This window comes from Bacillus cereus group sp. MG1, from assembly GCF_040460035.1.
Taxonomy (GTDB): Bacteria; Bacillota; Bacilli; order Bacillales; family Bacillaceae_G; genus Bacillus_A; species Bacillus_A cereus.
In genome coordinates this window covers 1054277-1069105 of sequence record NZ_JARVGY010000001.1, presented here as the reverse complement: position 1 = coordinate 1069105, position 14829 = coordinate 1054277, and the positions used below count along the sequence as shown (strand labels likewise).

Below are 14829 nucleotides of genomic sequence, written 5' to 3'. Positions count from 1 at the left end.
GGTATTGTTAATAGCAACAATTAGATGTTTGAAAATTAAATAGACTTACCTCATCTACTCTCAAAGGTAGAGGCCGCGATAGGAAAGAGTAAGCTATGGGAGATTTAATGGAATCTGTGATCATAGGTTGAAAGGGACTATTGCCGAAATATAAGAATAACCATCTTATTCATATATTGGGACTGCATTGAATAAATGTAGTACTGTCATAAGATTTATTTTATGGAGAGCTATTTGGAGATGTTGATGCGGTTTCTTATTTTGAGGAGATAACAACTCGTTTATTTTTTCAATATATATTTTTCCTAATAAGAAACGCGTGTGAACATTGTTCCGCGCGTTTTTTGTCTATCTAAAAGCGTGCTGCAATGAATAGAAGATTGGGGTTATGAGTTTTAGAGGAAATAAGGGAGGAATTTAAATGTATTTACACGGCACAAGCCGAATTAATGGGCAAGGACACTTAGAAATTGGAGGGTGCGATACGACGCAGCTAGCAAAGCAATACGGAACACCACTTTATGTATACGATGAAGAGTCTATTCGAGGAAAATGCCGAGCATTTCATCGTGCTTTTAAAGAAAGTGGTTTCTCTTATCAAGTAGCATATGCAAGCAAGGCGTTCTTGTGCATGGAGATGTGCCGAGTAGCTCGTGAAGAGAATATGTCATTAGACGTTGTCTCTGGGGGAGAATTATATACTGCGCTCCAAGCAGGATTTCCGGCATCACGTATTCATTTTCATGGAAATAATAAAACAGAAGAAGAAATAGTGATGGCTCTTCAGGCGAATATCGGTTGTTTTGTCGTAGATAATTTCTTTGAATTAGAAGTTTTACACGATTTAGCGATGCAACATGGAAAGTTTGTGAACATATTAATTCGTGTAACGCCTGGAGTAGAGGCGCACACACATGAATATATTACGACAGGCCAAGATGATTCGAAATTTGGATTTGGCGTTTCAAACGGTCAAGCGATGCAGGCAATTAGATTTGCTTTACAAAAATCCAATTATAATGTGCTAGGGATCCATTCACATATTGGATCGCAAATATTTGAAACAGCTGGTTTTGTTCGAGCGATTGAAGTTCTTCGCCAATTTTTAGTAGAAGTGAGAGAGCAAACAAACTATGTAGTAAAAGTGTTAAATGTAGGCGGGGGATTTGGAATACGCTACACAGAGTCAGATACACCATTAACTCTTGAGACATATGTGCGAGCTGTAACAAGTGCAGTGAGAGAACAATTTACTGTATGTGAATATCCATTGCCAGAAATATGGATTGAACCAGGACGTAGCATTGTAGGTGATGCTGGGACAACAATTTATACAGTTGGATCTGTGAAAGATATTCCTGGTATTCGGAAATATGTATCAGTCGATGGTGGAATGACAGATAATTTAAGACCTGCTTTATATAGCGCGCGTTATGAAGCGATGTTAGCGAATCGAGGGAATGATGAGAATGAGGAACTCGTTTCGATTGCCGGGAAATGCTGTGAGAGTGGAGACATGTTGATTTGGGATATTCATTTACCAAAAGTCGCTTCTTCTGATTTACTAGCAGTTTCCTGTACAGGAGCATACGGGTACTCGATGGCGAATAATTACAATCGGATTCGAAGACCAGCCGTTGTCTTTGCAAAAGGCGGAACATCGCAAGTAGTTGTGGAACGCGAAACATATGAAAATATTATTGGGAACGATCGCATACGTATTAAAGAGCTTGTCTAAATAGAAAAAGGGGTTGTTCGGATGGGCAATTCCTTTTTTGTAAAAATAAAATAATTAAAATATATCGGAAAACTAGGATTGAAAAAAATCAGAATTATGATAAAATACAAATACAAAGCTTATCAAGAGAAGCGGAGGGAACTGGCCCGAAGAAGCTCGGCAACCTGCTTATAGAAAGCAAGGTGCTAAATCCAGCAAAATGGAATCCATTTTGAAAGATAAGGTAAAATATATTACCGAACAGTCTTTTCGAAATGGGAAAGATTTTTTTTATGAATAAAAAGGGGGGCTGTTCGCGTGGGTGTACGGGAACATTTTGATGAAGTATCCGAGAAGATTGAAGCGATGCTTGCTGATATGAAATATGGTTCAATTACAATTGTTGTGCAAGATGGAAAAGTAATTCAGTTAGAGAAAAGTGAAAAAGTACGTTTAAAGTGAAAAGCGCTGACTAGAAAAACTAGAGGCGGTTTTAACCTATTTTCATTAGGTTAAAACCGTCTTTTTGCTTTTACAGGGGGAAAAAACATGTTGACGTATGAAACGTGGGAAGAAAATGTTGTTTCGTTTTCGGAAGAAGATGAAACAAAAGGCGCGCTATCAGTATTAAAGTGGGCTTATAAAGAATATAAAGATGAAATCGTCTACGCATGTAGCTTTGGGGTGGAAGGTATGGTATTGCTGCACCTTATAAACCAAGTAAATCCATCTGCTAAAGTTGTATTTTTAGATACAAATGTTCATTTTCAAGAAACATATGAATTAATTCAAAAAGTGCGGAGGCGATTTCTTTCATTAAATATTATAGAAAAACAACCGGAACTTACGCTTGATGAACAAGAGAAGTTGCATGGTGAGAAATTATGGGAAAGTAATCCGAATCTTTGTTGTAAGATTAGAAAAATTTTACCGTTAGAAAAATCATTAGCAGCGGAAAAAGCGTGGATATCGGGCTTAAGAAGGGAACAATCAGAAACACGTAAGCATACAAAGTTTATAAATCAAGATCATCGTTTTCAATCTATTAAAGTTTGTCCACTCATTCATTGGACGTGGAAAGAAGTTTGGCGATATGTATACAAACATAGCTTGCCGTATAACCCGTTGCATGATGTTGGCTATCCAAGTATTGGGTGTGAGAAATGTACGTTACCTGTAGGGGATGGTGGCGATTCAAGAGATGGTAGATGGGCTGGGAAAGTGAAAACCGAATGTGGTCTTCATTACCAATAAGATGAATCTTGAAATAAAGCTAAGAGAGGATATAGAAAAATGAGCATAGTAAACGAATTAGTAAACCGTATAGATGAGACATATGACGTATCACAAATTGAAAAAGAAATTAAATTAGACAATATTGCGTTAAGTGATTTAGAACTATTGGCGACAGGTGGATATAGCCCCCTTACTGGTTTTTTAGGGAAGGAAGATTATGATTCAGTTGTAGAAACGCTTCGTTTAGCAAATGGTAGTGTGTGGAGTATACCGATTACATTACCGGTAACAGAAAAAGTCGCAGAAAGCCTGAAGGTTGGAGAGGAAGTAAAGCTTGTCAACAATGGAAATATATACGGTGTCATTCAAATAGAAGATATTTTTGTACCAGATAAAGAAAAAGAAGCGTTACTTGTATATAAAACAACGGATGAGGCTCATCCAGGAGTGAAAAAATTATATGAACGACCAAACGTTTACGTTGGAGGAACTATTATTCTAACAAAACGCTTTGAAAATAATCAATTTCCTTCTTATCATTTAGACCCAATTGAAACGAGGGAAGCATTTAAAAAACGTGGGTGGAAAACAGTGGTCGGATTTCAAACGAGAAACCCGGTACATCGTGCCCATGAGTATATTCAAAAATCTGCTCTTGAAATTGTAGATGGTCTCTTTTTAAATCCGCTCGTCGGAGAAACGAAATCGGATGATATTCCTGCTGATGTAAGAATGGAAAGCTATGAAGTACTTCTTCAAAAATATTATCCGAAAAATCGTGTCTTTTTAAGTGTATTTCCTGCTGCCATGCGTTACGCAGGACCAAGGGAAGCGATATTTCATGCGTTAGTAAGAAAGAATTTTGGATGTACCCACTTTATAGTAGGGCGTGATCATGCTGGAGTAGGAGATTATTACGGAACGTATGAAGCGCAAGAAATCTTCACAAATTTTACGATAGAAGAGTTAGGAATTACACCACTATTCTTTGAACATAGTTTTTACTGCACGAAATGTGAAGCGATGGCTTCAACGAAAACATGTCCGCACGGAAAAGAAGATCATGTTATTTTATCGGGTACAAAAGTAAGAGAATTATTAAGAAACGGTGAGATTCCGCCAAGTACATTTAGTCGTAAAGAAGTAGTGGAAGTGCTAATTAAAGGCTTGAAAAAAGAAGTAGTAACAGAATAGGGAGAGAACGAGATGGATACGAATATTACTTGGCATACAGCTTCGGTTTCAAAAGATGAGAGAAGAGTGAAGAATGGACATCATAGTTTTGTAATTTGGTTTACTGGTTTATCAGCTTCGGGTAAATCTACAGTAGCGAATGCGGTCGCTCGTAAACTGTTTGAAAAGAATATTGGAAATTATGTGCTGGATGGGGATAACATTCGCCACGGTTTAAATAAAGACTTAGGATTTTCTGAAAGTGATCGCATGGAAAATATAAGACGTATTGGCGAAGTGGCAAAGTTATTTGTAGATCAAGGAGCAGTTGTCCTTACAGCATTTATTTCACCATTTCGAGTAGACCGCAAACAAGTAAGAGATTTATTAGCGGCAGATGAATTTATTGAAATTTTTGTGAAGTGTCCGATTGAAGAGTGTGAGAAACGTGATCCGAAAGGACTTTATAAAAAGGCAAGAAAAGGTGATATTAAGGATTTCACAGGTATTGATTCGCCTTATGAAGAGCCAGAGCAAGCGGAATTAATTGTAGAAACACACAAATATTCTATTGAAGAATGTGCAGAACAAATCGTGAAGTACTTACAAGAGCGTAGTTTTATATAGGGGGATAAACAATGAGTTATGAAAAAGTATGGGCTAACAATGAAAAATTAAATCAGACCGAGAAAAATAAATTAGAAAAAGATGGCTTAGAAATTTTTAATGATATTCCTTACTATGCGGAAAATGGTTTCGAATCTATTCCGAAAGAAGAGTGGGATGCCTTTAAATGGGCAGGCTTGTATTTACAAAGACCGAAAGAAGCTGGTTATTTTATGATGCGGGTAAATATTCCGTCAGGGATTATTACAAATGCACAGGCAGAAGTACTTGCTTCTATCGCTGAAGATTATGGACGTGATGTAATAGATATTACGACGAGACAGGCGATTCAGTTTCACTGGTTAGAAATTCAGCAAATTCCAGATATTTTTAAAAGGTTAGCAAGAGTTGGGTTATCTTCAGCGGGGGCTTGTGGTGATATAACGCGGAATATTACAGGTAATCCGCTTGCTGGCATTGATGCAAATGAACTATTTGATACAACGCATATTGTAAAAGAAGTATATGATTACTTCCAACATAATGAAGAGTTTTCTAACTTGCCACGTAAATTTAAAATGTCTATTAGTTCTAATATTTATAATTCAGCAAACGCAGAGATTAACTGTGTTGCATTTACACCTGCTACGAAAGAAATAGATGGTGAGAAAAAAGTTGGTTTTCATATAAAAGTAGGTGGAGGATTATCAGCCCGTCCGTATTTAGCTGATGAATTAGATGTATTCGTTTTACCAGAAGAAGTGAAGGCGGTGGCGATTGCGATTGCTACTATATTCCGTGATTTTGGATATCGTGAAAAACGTCATTTAGCTCGGTTGAAATTTCTTGTTGCGGACTGGGGAGCAGAGAAATTTAAAGAGAAACTAATAGAGTATACAGGGCCTTTACAAAGTAAAGGGGAAAGTGCACTCAAAGGATGGAATGCAGGCTATTTTTATGGTGTTCAAGACCAAAAACAAGAGGGATTAAAATATGTAGGTTTTAATGTACCGGTAGGTCGTTTACATGCAGAAGAAATGTTTGAGATTGCAAGAATCGCAAAGCAATATGGAAATGGACAAATTCGTACATGTAACTCGCAAAACTTCATTATTCCGAACGTTCCTCCGGAAAATGTAAAAGGATTACTTAGTGAACCGCTGTTTGAAGCGATATCTGCTAGCCCGAAATCATTTATTGGTCATGCGGTTTCATGTACCGGTATTGAATATTGTAATCTTGCACTAGTAGAAACGAAAGAAAGATTACGGAAAATTGCAGAATACTTAGATACACAAATTGCACTCGATGTTCCAGTTCGAATTCATATGGTAGGCTGCCCGAATTCATGTGGTCAACGTCAAATTGCTGACATTGGGTTACAAGGTGTGAAAATGAAAACGAAGGAAAAAGGCATTGTTGAAGCGTTTGAAATATACGTAGGTGGAACATTATTAGATGGCGGTGCCTACAATCAAAAGTTAAAAGGAAAAATAGATGGCGAGGATCTACCTGATGTACTTGCATCATTTATAAGTTATTTCAAAGAGAATAAATTACCAGCCGAGACATTTTATGATTTTGTAGGTCGTGTTGGTGTAGATACATTACAAATAGCGTTAAATAACGTGTTAGAAGAAGTCATAGCGTCTTAGGAGGGACGATATGGATTTATATCGATTTGAAGCTGTGTTAGTAAATAGTATTGTTCCGATTGTTGTTGTTGCTCAAAGTGAAGAACAGGCATTTAAGCTTGCGGAGATTGAGCTTGAAAAGCATTTTTTACCGTTGCCAGAGGTAAAAGAGATTTCTTTGTTTGAAAAAAAGAAGATTCGAAAAGGTGCGGCATTTGTTATCCATGAGTAGAGATCAGTAATACGAAAAAATAAAAACTTCCATTCTTATATACGAATGGAAGTTTCATTTTAATAGAAGAAATGAGGAGAGATGATGGGAAAGGTTTATATTGTTGGAGCGGGTCCTGGCGATCCAGATTTAATTACTGTTAAAGGGTTGAAATGTATTGAGAAGGCAGATGTTATTTTATACGACCGACTTGTGAATAAAGAGCTGCTTTCACACGCAAAGCCTGACGCGGATTTAATTTATTGCGGAAAACTCCCGAATTATCACACGATGAAGCAAGAGACAATTAACACGTTTCTTATTAAATATGCGAAAAAAGGAAAAGTTGTAACGAGGCTTAAGGGCGGCGATCCATTTGTGTTTGGTAGAGGGGGAGAAGAAGCTGAAGCATTAGCAAAGCAAGGTGTACCATTTGAAATCATTCCTGGTATTTCAGCTGGAATAGCTGCTCCTGCTTATGCGGGCATTCCAGTGACGCACCGTGATGCAAGTGCAAGTTTTGCTATTGTGACTGGGCATAGGAAAGAAGGTGCTGAAGAAGAAGTGAAATGGGAGAGTTTAGCGAAAGGTGTAGAGACTTTAGCGGTATATATGGGGGTTAGTAATTTGCCCTACATATGTGAGCAACTTATGAAGCATGGAAAAGATAAAAGTACGCCAGCTGCTATTATTGAGCAGGGGACGACGTCTATGCAACGCACAGTTGTTGGAACGTTAGGGACAATTGTAGATGTTGCGAAAAAAGAGCAAATTCAAAATCCGAGTATGATTGTAATTGGAGAGGTTGTCCGTTTTAGAGAAAAAATTCATTGGTTTGAGAAGCAGACAGAAAATGCTTATCAAGTAAGTGGAGTGTTGTAAAATGAAAGCCGTCTTATATATATGTCATGGAAGTCGTTTGAAGACAGCGAAAGAAGAGGCGATTCAATTTATTACATCGTGTATGAGCCGTATAGAAGCGACTATTCAAGAAGTTTGTTTTTTAGAGTTAGCGAATCCTTCTATTGAAGATGGTTTTCGTACATGTGTGAAGCGTGGGGCCACTGAGATTATTGCTATCCCTGTTTTTTTATTAGCGGCAGGGCATGTAAAAAAAGATATCCCTTTTGAATTGGAAAAGTTAACTAATCAATTTTCGGATGTTAAAGTGACCTATGGTAATCCGTTTGGTGTATCAGAAACACTTGTTAAATCGGTGTATAGCGGAAGTGGCATCGAACAGGAAGATAAAAATGAAGTGACGTTACTTCTTGTTGCAAGAGGGAGCAGTGATCCTGAAGTATTAAGAGATATAAACTGGATTGCTTCTTTATTTCAAACAAAAGAGAAGGTTAAAAAAGTAGAAGTTTGTTATTTAGCGGCTGCAGAGCCAAAATTTGAGGAGAAGTTAAAGGAAGTTGTAGAACAAAAAGAAAAGAACATCGTTGTACTGCCTTACTTGTTATTTACAGGTTTACTTATGAAACATATTGAGAAAGAAGTGCGCCAATATGAATTGGGAGAGATAAAAATCAGTCCATATTTAGGGAAGAATGAAGCGTTTCAAGATATGTTAATTCAGAAAACGACGGAGTTATTGAAAGGAGATCAGTATGTATCCACTTACAGTGCGAGTTAATGAGAAACGCGTTGTTGTTATTGGTGGGGGAAAAGTTGCAGGATTTAAAATTATTCCTTTACTCAAACAGGGTGCGGATATAGTTGTGATAAGTCCAGAATTAGATGCGAATTTAGTAAAACTTGTGGAAGAAAAGAAAATTCGTTGGTATCAAAGAGAATATGAGAAAAGTGATATTAAAAGTGCTTTTTTAGTTGTTGCAGCGAGTAGTGATTCAATATTAAATGAACAAGTTGCTGAAGATGCCGCCGAGAATCAATTAGTAAATGTTATTACAAATCCGGAAAGTGGTAATGTTCATTTTCCGGCAGCAATTCATCGTGGTTTACTTAATATAGCAGTTTCTACTGGGGGAGCGAGCCCTAAGCTCGCAAAAAAAATTCGAGATGAGATTGCAAATAAATATGATGAGACATATGAATCGTATTTAGATTTTTTATATGAAGTAAGGGTGAAGTTAAAAGATTTACAGTTAGAAAAGAGAGAGCGAAATATATTGCTCCAAGAAGTGTTGAAATCAGTATATGTGCAAAACGAGGGGAAAAGAGAAAGTTTTTTACGAGAATTAGAGGAAAAGGTTTTAAAATAATAAAAGATAAAGTGAGCTTTACAAATATAAAAATATAATTTATAATCACAAGTAACTTCAATAGATAAAATCGATGAGCAAGAAGAGTACGTATATTTGATGCGTTCAGAGAGCTGGGGTTAGGTGGGAGCCTGGTACGATAAAATATACAGAATGGGCTTGCGAGAGGTATGTTGAACATTGTAGTAGGCAACCCGGGTTCCGCCGTTAAAAGGATAGAGTATCGGAATTATTCCTGTACTTGAACAAGTGGGATTTATCAATCCAATTGAGGTGGTACCACGGTATTTATATTACATATATCGTCCTCTACATGCATATTTGCGTGTAGGGGACTTTTTTATTTTCTAAAGGAGGTGTGCGAGTATGAAATGAAAGTGTATAATTAACAAAAGTTTAAATATTCAGAAAAGGAGAATTTATGATGAAAGAAACACAGCAATGGACGTCGAAAATAGGCTTTGTACTCGCAGCAGCCGGAGCCGCAGTAGGTCTTGGTGCGATATGGAAATTTCCATATGTTGCAGGTAATGGCGGGGGAGGCGCATTCTTCCTTGTATTTTTACTATTAACTTTATTTATAGGTATGCCTCTTTTAATAGCGGAGTTTGTTATTGGACGTAGCACGCAAAAAGAGGCCGTTACAGCTTATAAAGTACTAGTGCCAAATAGCAAAGTATATCCTTGGATTGGTCGTATGGGAGTTGTTACTTGTTTTAGTGTACTATCTTTTTATAGTGTTGTAGGTGGATGGATTTTACTTTATTTATATTATAGTGTGACAGGAAGTTTCTGGAATAGAGCAGCTGATTATGGACAATTGTTCGGTGAAACGATTTCAAATCCGTTAAGTGCGATTGGAGCACAATTTATCTTTATGCTTTGTACAATTTTTGTCGTAAGTAAAGGTGTAGAGAAAGGTATAGAAAAGGCAAGTAAGTACATGATGCCGCTATTATTTATTTTATTTATTGCGATTATTGTTCGTGCGTTAACACTCGATGGTGCTTTTGCTGGAGTAGAGTTCTTCTTAAAGCCAGATTTTTCAAAGCTTACAGCAGATACGATTTTATACGCGATGGGACAATCTTTCTTCTCACTAACAGTAGGTGCCTCAGTAATGGTCACGTATAGTTCGTATTTAAAGAAAGAGGAACATTTAGCGAAATCAGCAACATCTATTGTAAGTTTAACTGTTTTTGTTACAGTACTTGCAGGATTAGCAATTTTCCCAGCGATTTTCGCATTAGGAGTAAAACCAACTGAAGGACCAGGATTACTGTTTATCGTCCTTCCAGCAGTATTTGCAAAAATACCATTTGGTCAATTTTTCTTTATTATGTTTTTAATTTTATTCTTCTTTGCGACTTTAACATCAGCAATTTCAATGCTTGAAATTGTAGTAGCATCTGTTGCGAAAGGTAATGAGAAGAAGCGTCCGTCAGCATCATTATTAATCGGTATTCTTATTTTTGCAGTCGGTATTCCATCAGCTTTATCATTTGGGATTATGAGTGACGTGAAAATATTCGGGAAAACATTCTTTGATTTAGTTGACTTTTCGGTAAGTAACGTATTGCTGCCGTTAGGAGTACTAGCTATTTCATTATTTGTACCAAATAAAATGAGTAAAGAGTTATTGATGAAAGAATTAGAAGTGACGGAAACGAAGGGGAAAACGTTATTTAACATTTGGTTCTTCTTACTTCGTTATGTTATTCCGGTAACTGTAATAATTGTATTTTTAAATGCGATAGGTGTATTTAAAATGTTTGCATAAAAAAAGGCGGGGATCTCCCGTCTTTTTTTATGTGGATGTTGATGAGTGTAATAAACGATTATATGCTTTATAGGCTGTAGTGACTGCAAGGAATGAACCGATTAAAAATAATACTGAGCCGCCAAATGTAAATATCCGGCCAATATACGTCTCTCTAGCTTCTTCTATTTTTTGTTGTAATTGCGTATTCATATTGATCACCCCGTAAACTATAGGCATTTAGTTATAGTCTATGTAGAATGCCTATATTGTGTGAAGTGTAAATAAAAAACCTCGGTAGGTACCGAGGTTTTTTATAATCCGATATAAGGAGATGGGTCAACTGCGTTTGTCTTGCCGACATTCCATTCTCCAAGATGAAGTTCAAAGTGTAAATGTTGTCCGTATGATTGGCCCGTATTCCCCATAAATCCAAGCTGATCGCCTTGTTTTACAGTTTGTCCATTCGATACAGAACGGCTATTCATATGAGCATATACTGTCGTATATGTTTTTCCGTTTATACGGTGAGATAAATACACTACGTTTCCGTAACTAGATGATAATTCTGAGCGAATAACAACGCCATCTGCAGCAGCGATAATTGGAACCGTTCCCGAAGCGGCGATGTCAATTCCTTTATGATTATCTAAAGAACGTACACCAAATCCGGAAGTTTTTGATCCAGCTGCTGGTTTGATAAAGCCACCGATATTTGTATCATGTGGTGTTGGGGCCGCTTGAGTTGCTTGAGCAGATTTAGTAGCTTGTTGTTTGCGAGCCTCTTCTGCCTGGCGAGCTTCTTCCGCTTTACGAGCTTCTTCGGCACGTTTTTCTTCTTCAATTGCTTTTTGAACAGCTTGACGTTGATTTTCTAAAATGCCTTTGGATTCTTCTAATCCTTCAATCTCTGAATCTACTTTTGCTACTTTCGTATGTAGATCGTTAATAAGAGTTTGCTGCTGCTGTTGGTTATTTTGTAATTCTTGCTGTTTTTGTTCTAGTTTTTGTTCAGATTCTTTCAGTTGTTGTTCTTTTTTCTCAACAGCCTCTTTTTCTGACGTTACAGCATTTTGATCAGATGTTTGTTTTTTTACAATATCTGTATCGTTGTTTAATATTAAACTTACGGAGTACATATTATCAACAAGATCAGCAATGTTTGTAGAGTTTGTTAATACTTCTGTAATGATATTGGTACGCGGTTTTTCTTGCATAGATTGTAACCGTTGTTTAATAACTTCCTGACGTGTATCTATGTTTGTTTGTAATTGTTCTATATGTTTCTTTTTGTCAGTAATTACTTGTTGTGTTTTGCTAATTTCTTTTTTTGTATCATTTAATTCAGTCTCGTTTTTATTAATAGAAGTAGTTAATTCATCAATTTTCTTCTGTAATTCTTGAATTTCTTTTTCTATTTGTTCTTTCTCGACTGATTTATTTTGTAAGTCACTTTGTTTGCCTTCTAATTCAGATTGAATGTTAGATAATTTATCTTGATTCGTTTCAGCGTATGCAGGTGAAAGTAACGGGGAAGCAAAAATCGTTCCTGCTGCTAAAACACTAAACGCTGCAAATTTCTTTTTCATTGTTGTCTGACTCCTTTCCCTATGAATGTTATATATCATAAGAAGAGGGGTGTCTATCATTGTAATCATAATGTAAAGAAAATTTTATAAAATTGCTAAGTTTTGTCGGAATTTATCATTTTTCAACTGTAATTGTCATAGTACATACATTTTATTCATATGTGTAACAAAGGTATATTTTGGAATTAATCTGTAAAATGAAGAAGGAAAGTAATCGTTTTTATGAGGTGAAATATTACTTGGAAAGCTAATAAAACACTAGTGAGGAATCGTTCTCATGTTAGGTTTTCTGACATGGGTCTGCTTTTTGTCAAGAAAATTATTTGTGTTCGGGCAAAGTTATTTTGTTGTCAGATTTAAATTTTTGATTTATGATTTTTAACAGGGACAAAATGTAGTGAATTGTCGAATAATATGTAATACTCTTAATTTCTTAGTTTTATAGAGATAGAATGAGAGATAGAGTGACACATCGAAGAGGGGGTTACAACAAATATGAAAAGAATAGGACTTGCATGGCAAATATTAATAGGGCTTGCGCTTGGTATTGCGGTTGGGGCGATTTTCTTTGATAATCCAGCTGTTGTGAAGTACTTACAACCAATTGGTGATATTTTCATCCGATTAATTAAAATGATCGTTGTACCGATTGTTGTAGCAAGTATTGTTGTTGGGGTTGCTGGTGTTGGCGATGTTAAAAAACTAGGTCGACTAGGCGGAAAAACAATTCTTTACTTTGAAATTATTACAACAATTGCAATTATTGTTGGTCTATTAATAGCGAATATTTTCCAACCAGGAAAAGGCGTAAATATGGAGCAGTTAACAAAGACAGATATTTCGAAATATACACATACGACAGAACAAGTACAAAGTCATTCATTTGCAGATACATTTGTAAATATTGTTCCAACGAACATTATGAAGTCGTTAGCTGACGGAGATATGCTTGCTATTATCTTCTTCTCTGTACTATTTGGTTTAGGTGTAGCAGCAATTGGTGAAAGAGGAAGACCAGTTCTTCAATTTTTCCAAGGTGTAGCTGACGCAATGTTTTACGTAACAAACCAAGTTATGAAATTTGCACCATTTGGTGTGTTTGCACTAATTGGTGTTACAGTTTCTACATTTGGTCTTGCTTCATTAATTCCATTAGGGAAATTACTAATTGTCGTATATGGAGCAATGATCTTCTTCGTCGTAGTTGTCTTAGGACTTACAGCGAAAATATTTGGAATCAACATTTTCCAATTCTTTAAGATTTTAAAAGACGAGCTGATCTTAGCGTATTCTACAGCAAGCTCAGAAACAGTTTTACCAAAAATCATGGAGAAAATGGAGAAATTCGGTTGTCCGAAAGCGATTACATCTTTCGTTATTCCGACAGGTTATTCATTTAACTTAGATGGATCAACTTTATATCAAGCAATTGCGGCTCTTTTCTTAGCACAAATGTACGGTATTGATTTATCTATTACACAACAAATTACATTATTGCTTGTATTAATGGTTACATCAAAAGGTATCGCAGGTGTACCGGGCGTATCATTCGTTGTATTATTAGCGACACTTGGTACAGTAGGTATTCCACCTGAAGGCTTAGCGTTCATTGCTGGTATTGACCGTATTTTAGATATGGCTCGTACAGCAGTTAACGTTGTAGGAAACTCTTTAGCAGCTGTAGTTATGTCTAAGTGGGAAGGTCAATATGACGCTGAAAAAGGACAAGCTTATTTAAAAGAGATTTCTGAAAAGGGTCAAGCGGCTTAATTATAATATGAACAAGCTCTCACATAATATGTGGGAGCTTTTCTGTATATAGAAGAGGAGCAGACATAATGAAACGTAAATATGGTGACGGTTCTTCGTGGAAGAGGCTAATAGAAAAGAGTTATACGGTTAAGCAAGTGGAAGAGGGAATGCTCGGAATACTGGATATAAAAAAGGTGAGAGAGCCTAGTTGTAAAGAATATGATGGTGAAGAACTTTGTATTGCAGCGGATCAGTATACGTGGATTCAATATTTCATAGACGGGAAAAACTTTGCGATTACCGCTATGTTAGATGATCAGAAAAAATTAGTGCAATATTATATCGATGTGGCGAAAGAATATAAAATAGACGATCGTGGTTTACCGTATTTTGATGATTTATATTTAGATGTAGTATTATTACCTAGCGGTAAGGTGTATGTATTAGATGAAGAGGAGCTAGAGGATGCTTATAAAAGTGGTGATGTCACGAAGGAAGAGTATGAGTTAGCTTGGTACACTACGAAATGGATATTAGCAACAATAAAAAATAATGAATTTTATTGGATTTCAATGTTGAAAGAAGAAATAGAAAAGTTAAAATGATTGTTGTATTCGAATTTTTGTATAATTACCAAAAAAATCTATACAAAAAATAATTGACTTTTGTTTTGTAAGCGAGTAAAGTTAGGAAAGAAATTATTATTAAAAAATAAATATGAAACCTTCTTATAAAGAGAGGCGGAGGGACTGGCCCTACGATGCCTCGGCAGCGGACTCGATTTCAGAGTGCTGTGCCAAATCCAGCAAGCGTGTGCTTGAAAGATGAGAAGAGTGTTTCTTATAGATGTATAAGACCTCTTCTCATCGGAAGAGGTCTTTTGTTATTCATTAGAAAAAGGTTGAAACTAGGGAGAGATGATAC

The 14829-nt window shown here is 36.3% G+C and carries 15 protein-coding genes, 3 riboswitches and 1 other annotated feature; of the genes, 13 read left to right on the top strand and 2 right to left on the bottom strand.

Annotation, left to right across the window (positions count from 1 at the left end):
- The first annotated feature begins 59 nt into the window (after positions 1-59).
- Positions 60-241: riboswitch (Lysine riboswitch) on the top strand.
- A 180-nt stretch (positions 242-421) separates the two neighbouring features.
- From lysA to QCI79_RS05325, 11 genes are all read left to right on the top strand, one after another.
- Positions 422-1738, top strand: a complete 1317-nt coding sequence (lysA, locus tag QCI79_RS05375) for a diaminopimelate decarboxylase (RefSeq protein WP_000280649.1) — start codon at positions 422-424, stop codon at positions 1736-1738.
- A 116-nt stretch (positions 1739-1854) separates the two neighbouring features.
- Positions 1855-1963, top strand: a riboswitch (SAM riboswitch).
- A 72-nt stretch (positions 1964-2035) separates the two neighbouring features.
- Positions 2036-2179 carry a YezD family protein gene (locus QCI79_RS05370; protein ID WP_000538896.1) on the top strand — a complete coding sequence of 48 codons (144 nt, stop codon included), beginning with the start codon at positions 2036-2038 and terminating at the stop codon, positions 2177-2179.
- An 87-nt stretch (positions 2180-2266) separates the two neighbouring features.
- Complete coding sequence (locus QCI79_RS05365; protein WP_021728357.1) at positions 2267-2971, top strand: phosphoadenylyl-sulfate reductase; 705 nt, start codon at positions 2267-2269, stop codon at positions 2969-2971.
- Between the two features lie 39 nt (positions 2972-3010).
- Positions 3011-4147 (top strand): sulfate adenylyltransferase, encoded by a 1137-nt coding sequence (gene sat / locus QCI79_RS05360; RefSeq protein ID WP_000029494.1) that lies wholly within the window; start codon positions 3011-3013, stop codon positions 4145-4147.
- 12 nt (positions 4148-4159) lie between these two features.
- A complete protein-coding gene (gene cysC, locus QCI79_RS05355) occupies positions 4160-4753 on the top strand; it encodes an adenylyl-sulfate kinase (protein WP_000380499.1) in 594 nt (197 codons plus the stop codon).
- Between the two features lie 11 nt (positions 4754-4764).
- On the top strand, positions 4765-6387 hold the full coding sequence (locus QCI79_RS05350) for a nitrite/sulfite reductase (RefSeq protein WP_000119611.1): 1623 nt from the start codon (positions 4765-4767) through the stop codon (positions 6385-6387).
- A 10-nt stretch (positions 6388-6397) separates the two neighbouring features.
- Positions 6398-6598, top strand: a complete 201-nt coding sequence (locus QCI79_RS05345; RefSeq protein WP_000366913.1) for a DUF3906 family protein — start codon at positions 6398-6400, stop codon at positions 6596-6598.
- Between the two features lie 84 nt (positions 6599-6682).
- Positions 6683-7459: a uroporphyrinogen-III C-methyltransferase gene (gene cobA, locus QCI79_RS05340; protein WP_000521255.1), complete on the top strand. Its 777-nt coding sequence runs from the start codon at positions 6683-6685 to the stop codon at positions 7457-7459.
- A gap of 1 nt (position 7460) precedes the next feature.
- On the top strand, positions 7461-8216 hold the full coding sequence (locus QCI79_RS05335; RefSeq protein WP_000648885.1) for a sirohydrochlorin chelatase: 756 nt from the start codon (positions 7461-7463) through the stop codon (positions 8214-8216).
- Positions 8191-8805 (top strand): NAD(P)-binding protein, encoded by a 615-nt coding sequence (locus QCI79_RS05330; protein WP_000283363.1) that lies wholly within the window; start codon positions 8191-8193, stop codon positions 8803-8805. Before QCI79_RS05335 ends, QCI79_RS05330 begins: the two co-directional genes overlap by 26 nt.
- Positions 8806-8869: 64 nt before the next feature.
- Positions 8870-9118 (top strand) — a binding site (T-box leader).
- A gap of 111 nt (positions 9119-9229) precedes the next feature.
- A complete protein-coding gene (locus tag QCI79_RS05325) occupies positions 9230-10585 on the top strand; it encodes a sodium-dependent transporter (protein WP_000665441.1) in 1356 nt (451 codons plus the stop codon).
- A 27-nt stretch (positions 10586-10612) separates the two neighbouring features.
- On the opposite strand, the gene QCI79_RS05320 is transcribed toward QCI79_RS05325, so the two are convergent.
- Positions 10613-10777 (bottom strand): hypothetical protein, encoded by a 165-nt coding sequence (locus QCI79_RS05320; RefSeq protein WP_001096002.1) that lies wholly within the window; start codon positions 10775-10777, stop codon positions 10613-10615.
- A 101-nt stretch (positions 10778-10878) separates the two neighbouring features.
- On the bottom strand, positions 10879-12153 hold the full coding sequence (locus QCI79_RS05315; RefSeq protein WP_000726071.1) for a murein hydrolase activator EnvC family protein: 1275 nt from the start codon (positions 12151-12153) through the stop codon (positions 10879-10881).
- Between the two features lie 495 nt (positions 12154-12648).
- Here QCI79_RS05315 and gltP point away from each other — a divergent pair, with 495 nt between their 5' ends.
- Both gltP and QCI79_RS05305 read left to right on the top strand, forming a co-directional pair.
- Positions 12649-13923, top strand: coding sequence for a glutamate/aspartate:proton symporter GltP (gene gltP, locus QCI79_RS05310; protein ID WP_000821131.1), 1275 nt, complete (start codon positions 12649-12651; stop codon positions 13921-13923).
- Between the two features lie 68 nt (positions 13924-13991).
- Positions 13992-14510 carry a ribonuclease FAU-1 family protein gene (locus QCI79_RS05305; RefSeq protein ID WP_000824661.1) on the top strand — a complete coding sequence of 173 codons (519 nt, stop codon included), beginning with the start codon at positions 13992-13994 and terminating at the stop codon, positions 14508-14510.
- 120 nt (positions 14511-14630) lie between these two features.
- Positions 14631-14736, top strand: a riboswitch (SAM riboswitch).
- Positions 14737-14829: the final 93 nt, after the last annotated feature.

Coding starts and splice junctions, on each gene's coding strand:
- lysA (WP_000280649.1), top strand. CDS start 422: ATGTATTTACACGGCACAAGCCGAATTAATGGGCAAGGACACTTAGAA.
- QCI79_RS05365 (WP_021728357.1), top strand. CDS start 2,267: ATGTTGACGTATGAAACGTGGGAAGAAAATGTTGTTTCGTTTTCGGAA.
- sat (WP_000029494.1), top strand. CDS start 3,011: ATGAGCATAGTAAACGAATTAGTAAACCGTATAGATGAGACATATGAC.
- cysC (WP_000380499.1), top strand. CDS start 4,160: ATGGATACGAATATTACTTGGCATACAGCTTCGGTTTCAAAAGATGAG.
- QCI79_RS05350 (WP_000119611.1), top strand. CDS start 4,765: ATGAGTTATGAAAAAGTATGGGCTAACAATGAAAAATTAAATCAGACC.
- QCI79_RS05345 (WP_000366913.1), top strand. CDS start 6,398: ATGGATTTATATCGATTTGAAGCTGTGTTAGTAAATAGTATTGTTCCG.
- cobA (WP_000521255.1), top strand. CDS start 6,683: ATGGGAAAGGTTTATATTGTTGGAGCGGGTCCTGGCGATCCAGATTTA.
- QCI79_RS05335 (WP_000648885.1), top strand. CDS start 7,461: ATGAAAGCCGTCTTATATATATGTCATGGAAGTCGTTTGAAGACAGCG.
- QCI79_RS05330 (WP_000283363.1), top strand. CDS start 8,191: ATGTATCCACTTACAGTGCGAGTTAATGAGAAACGCGTTGTTGTTATT.
- QCI79_RS05325 (WP_000665441.1), top strand. CDS start 9,230: ATGAAAGAAACACAGCAATGGACGTCGAAAATAGGCTTTGTACTCGCA.
- QCI79_RS05320 (WP_001096002.1), bottom strand. CDS start 10,777: ATGAATACGCAATTACAACAAAAAATAGAAGAAGCTAGAGAGACGTAT.
- QCI79_RS05315 (WP_000726071.1), bottom strand. CDS start 12,153: ATGAAAAAGAAATTTGCAGCGTTTAGTGTTTTAGCAGCAGGAACGATT.
- gltP (WP_000821131.1), top strand. CDS start 12,649: ATGAAAAGAATAGGACTTGCATGGCAAATATTAATAGGGCTTGCGCTT.
- QCI79_RS05305 (WP_000824661.1), top strand. CDS start 13,992: ATGAAACGTAAATATGGTGACGGTTCTTCGTGGAAGAGGCTAATAGAA.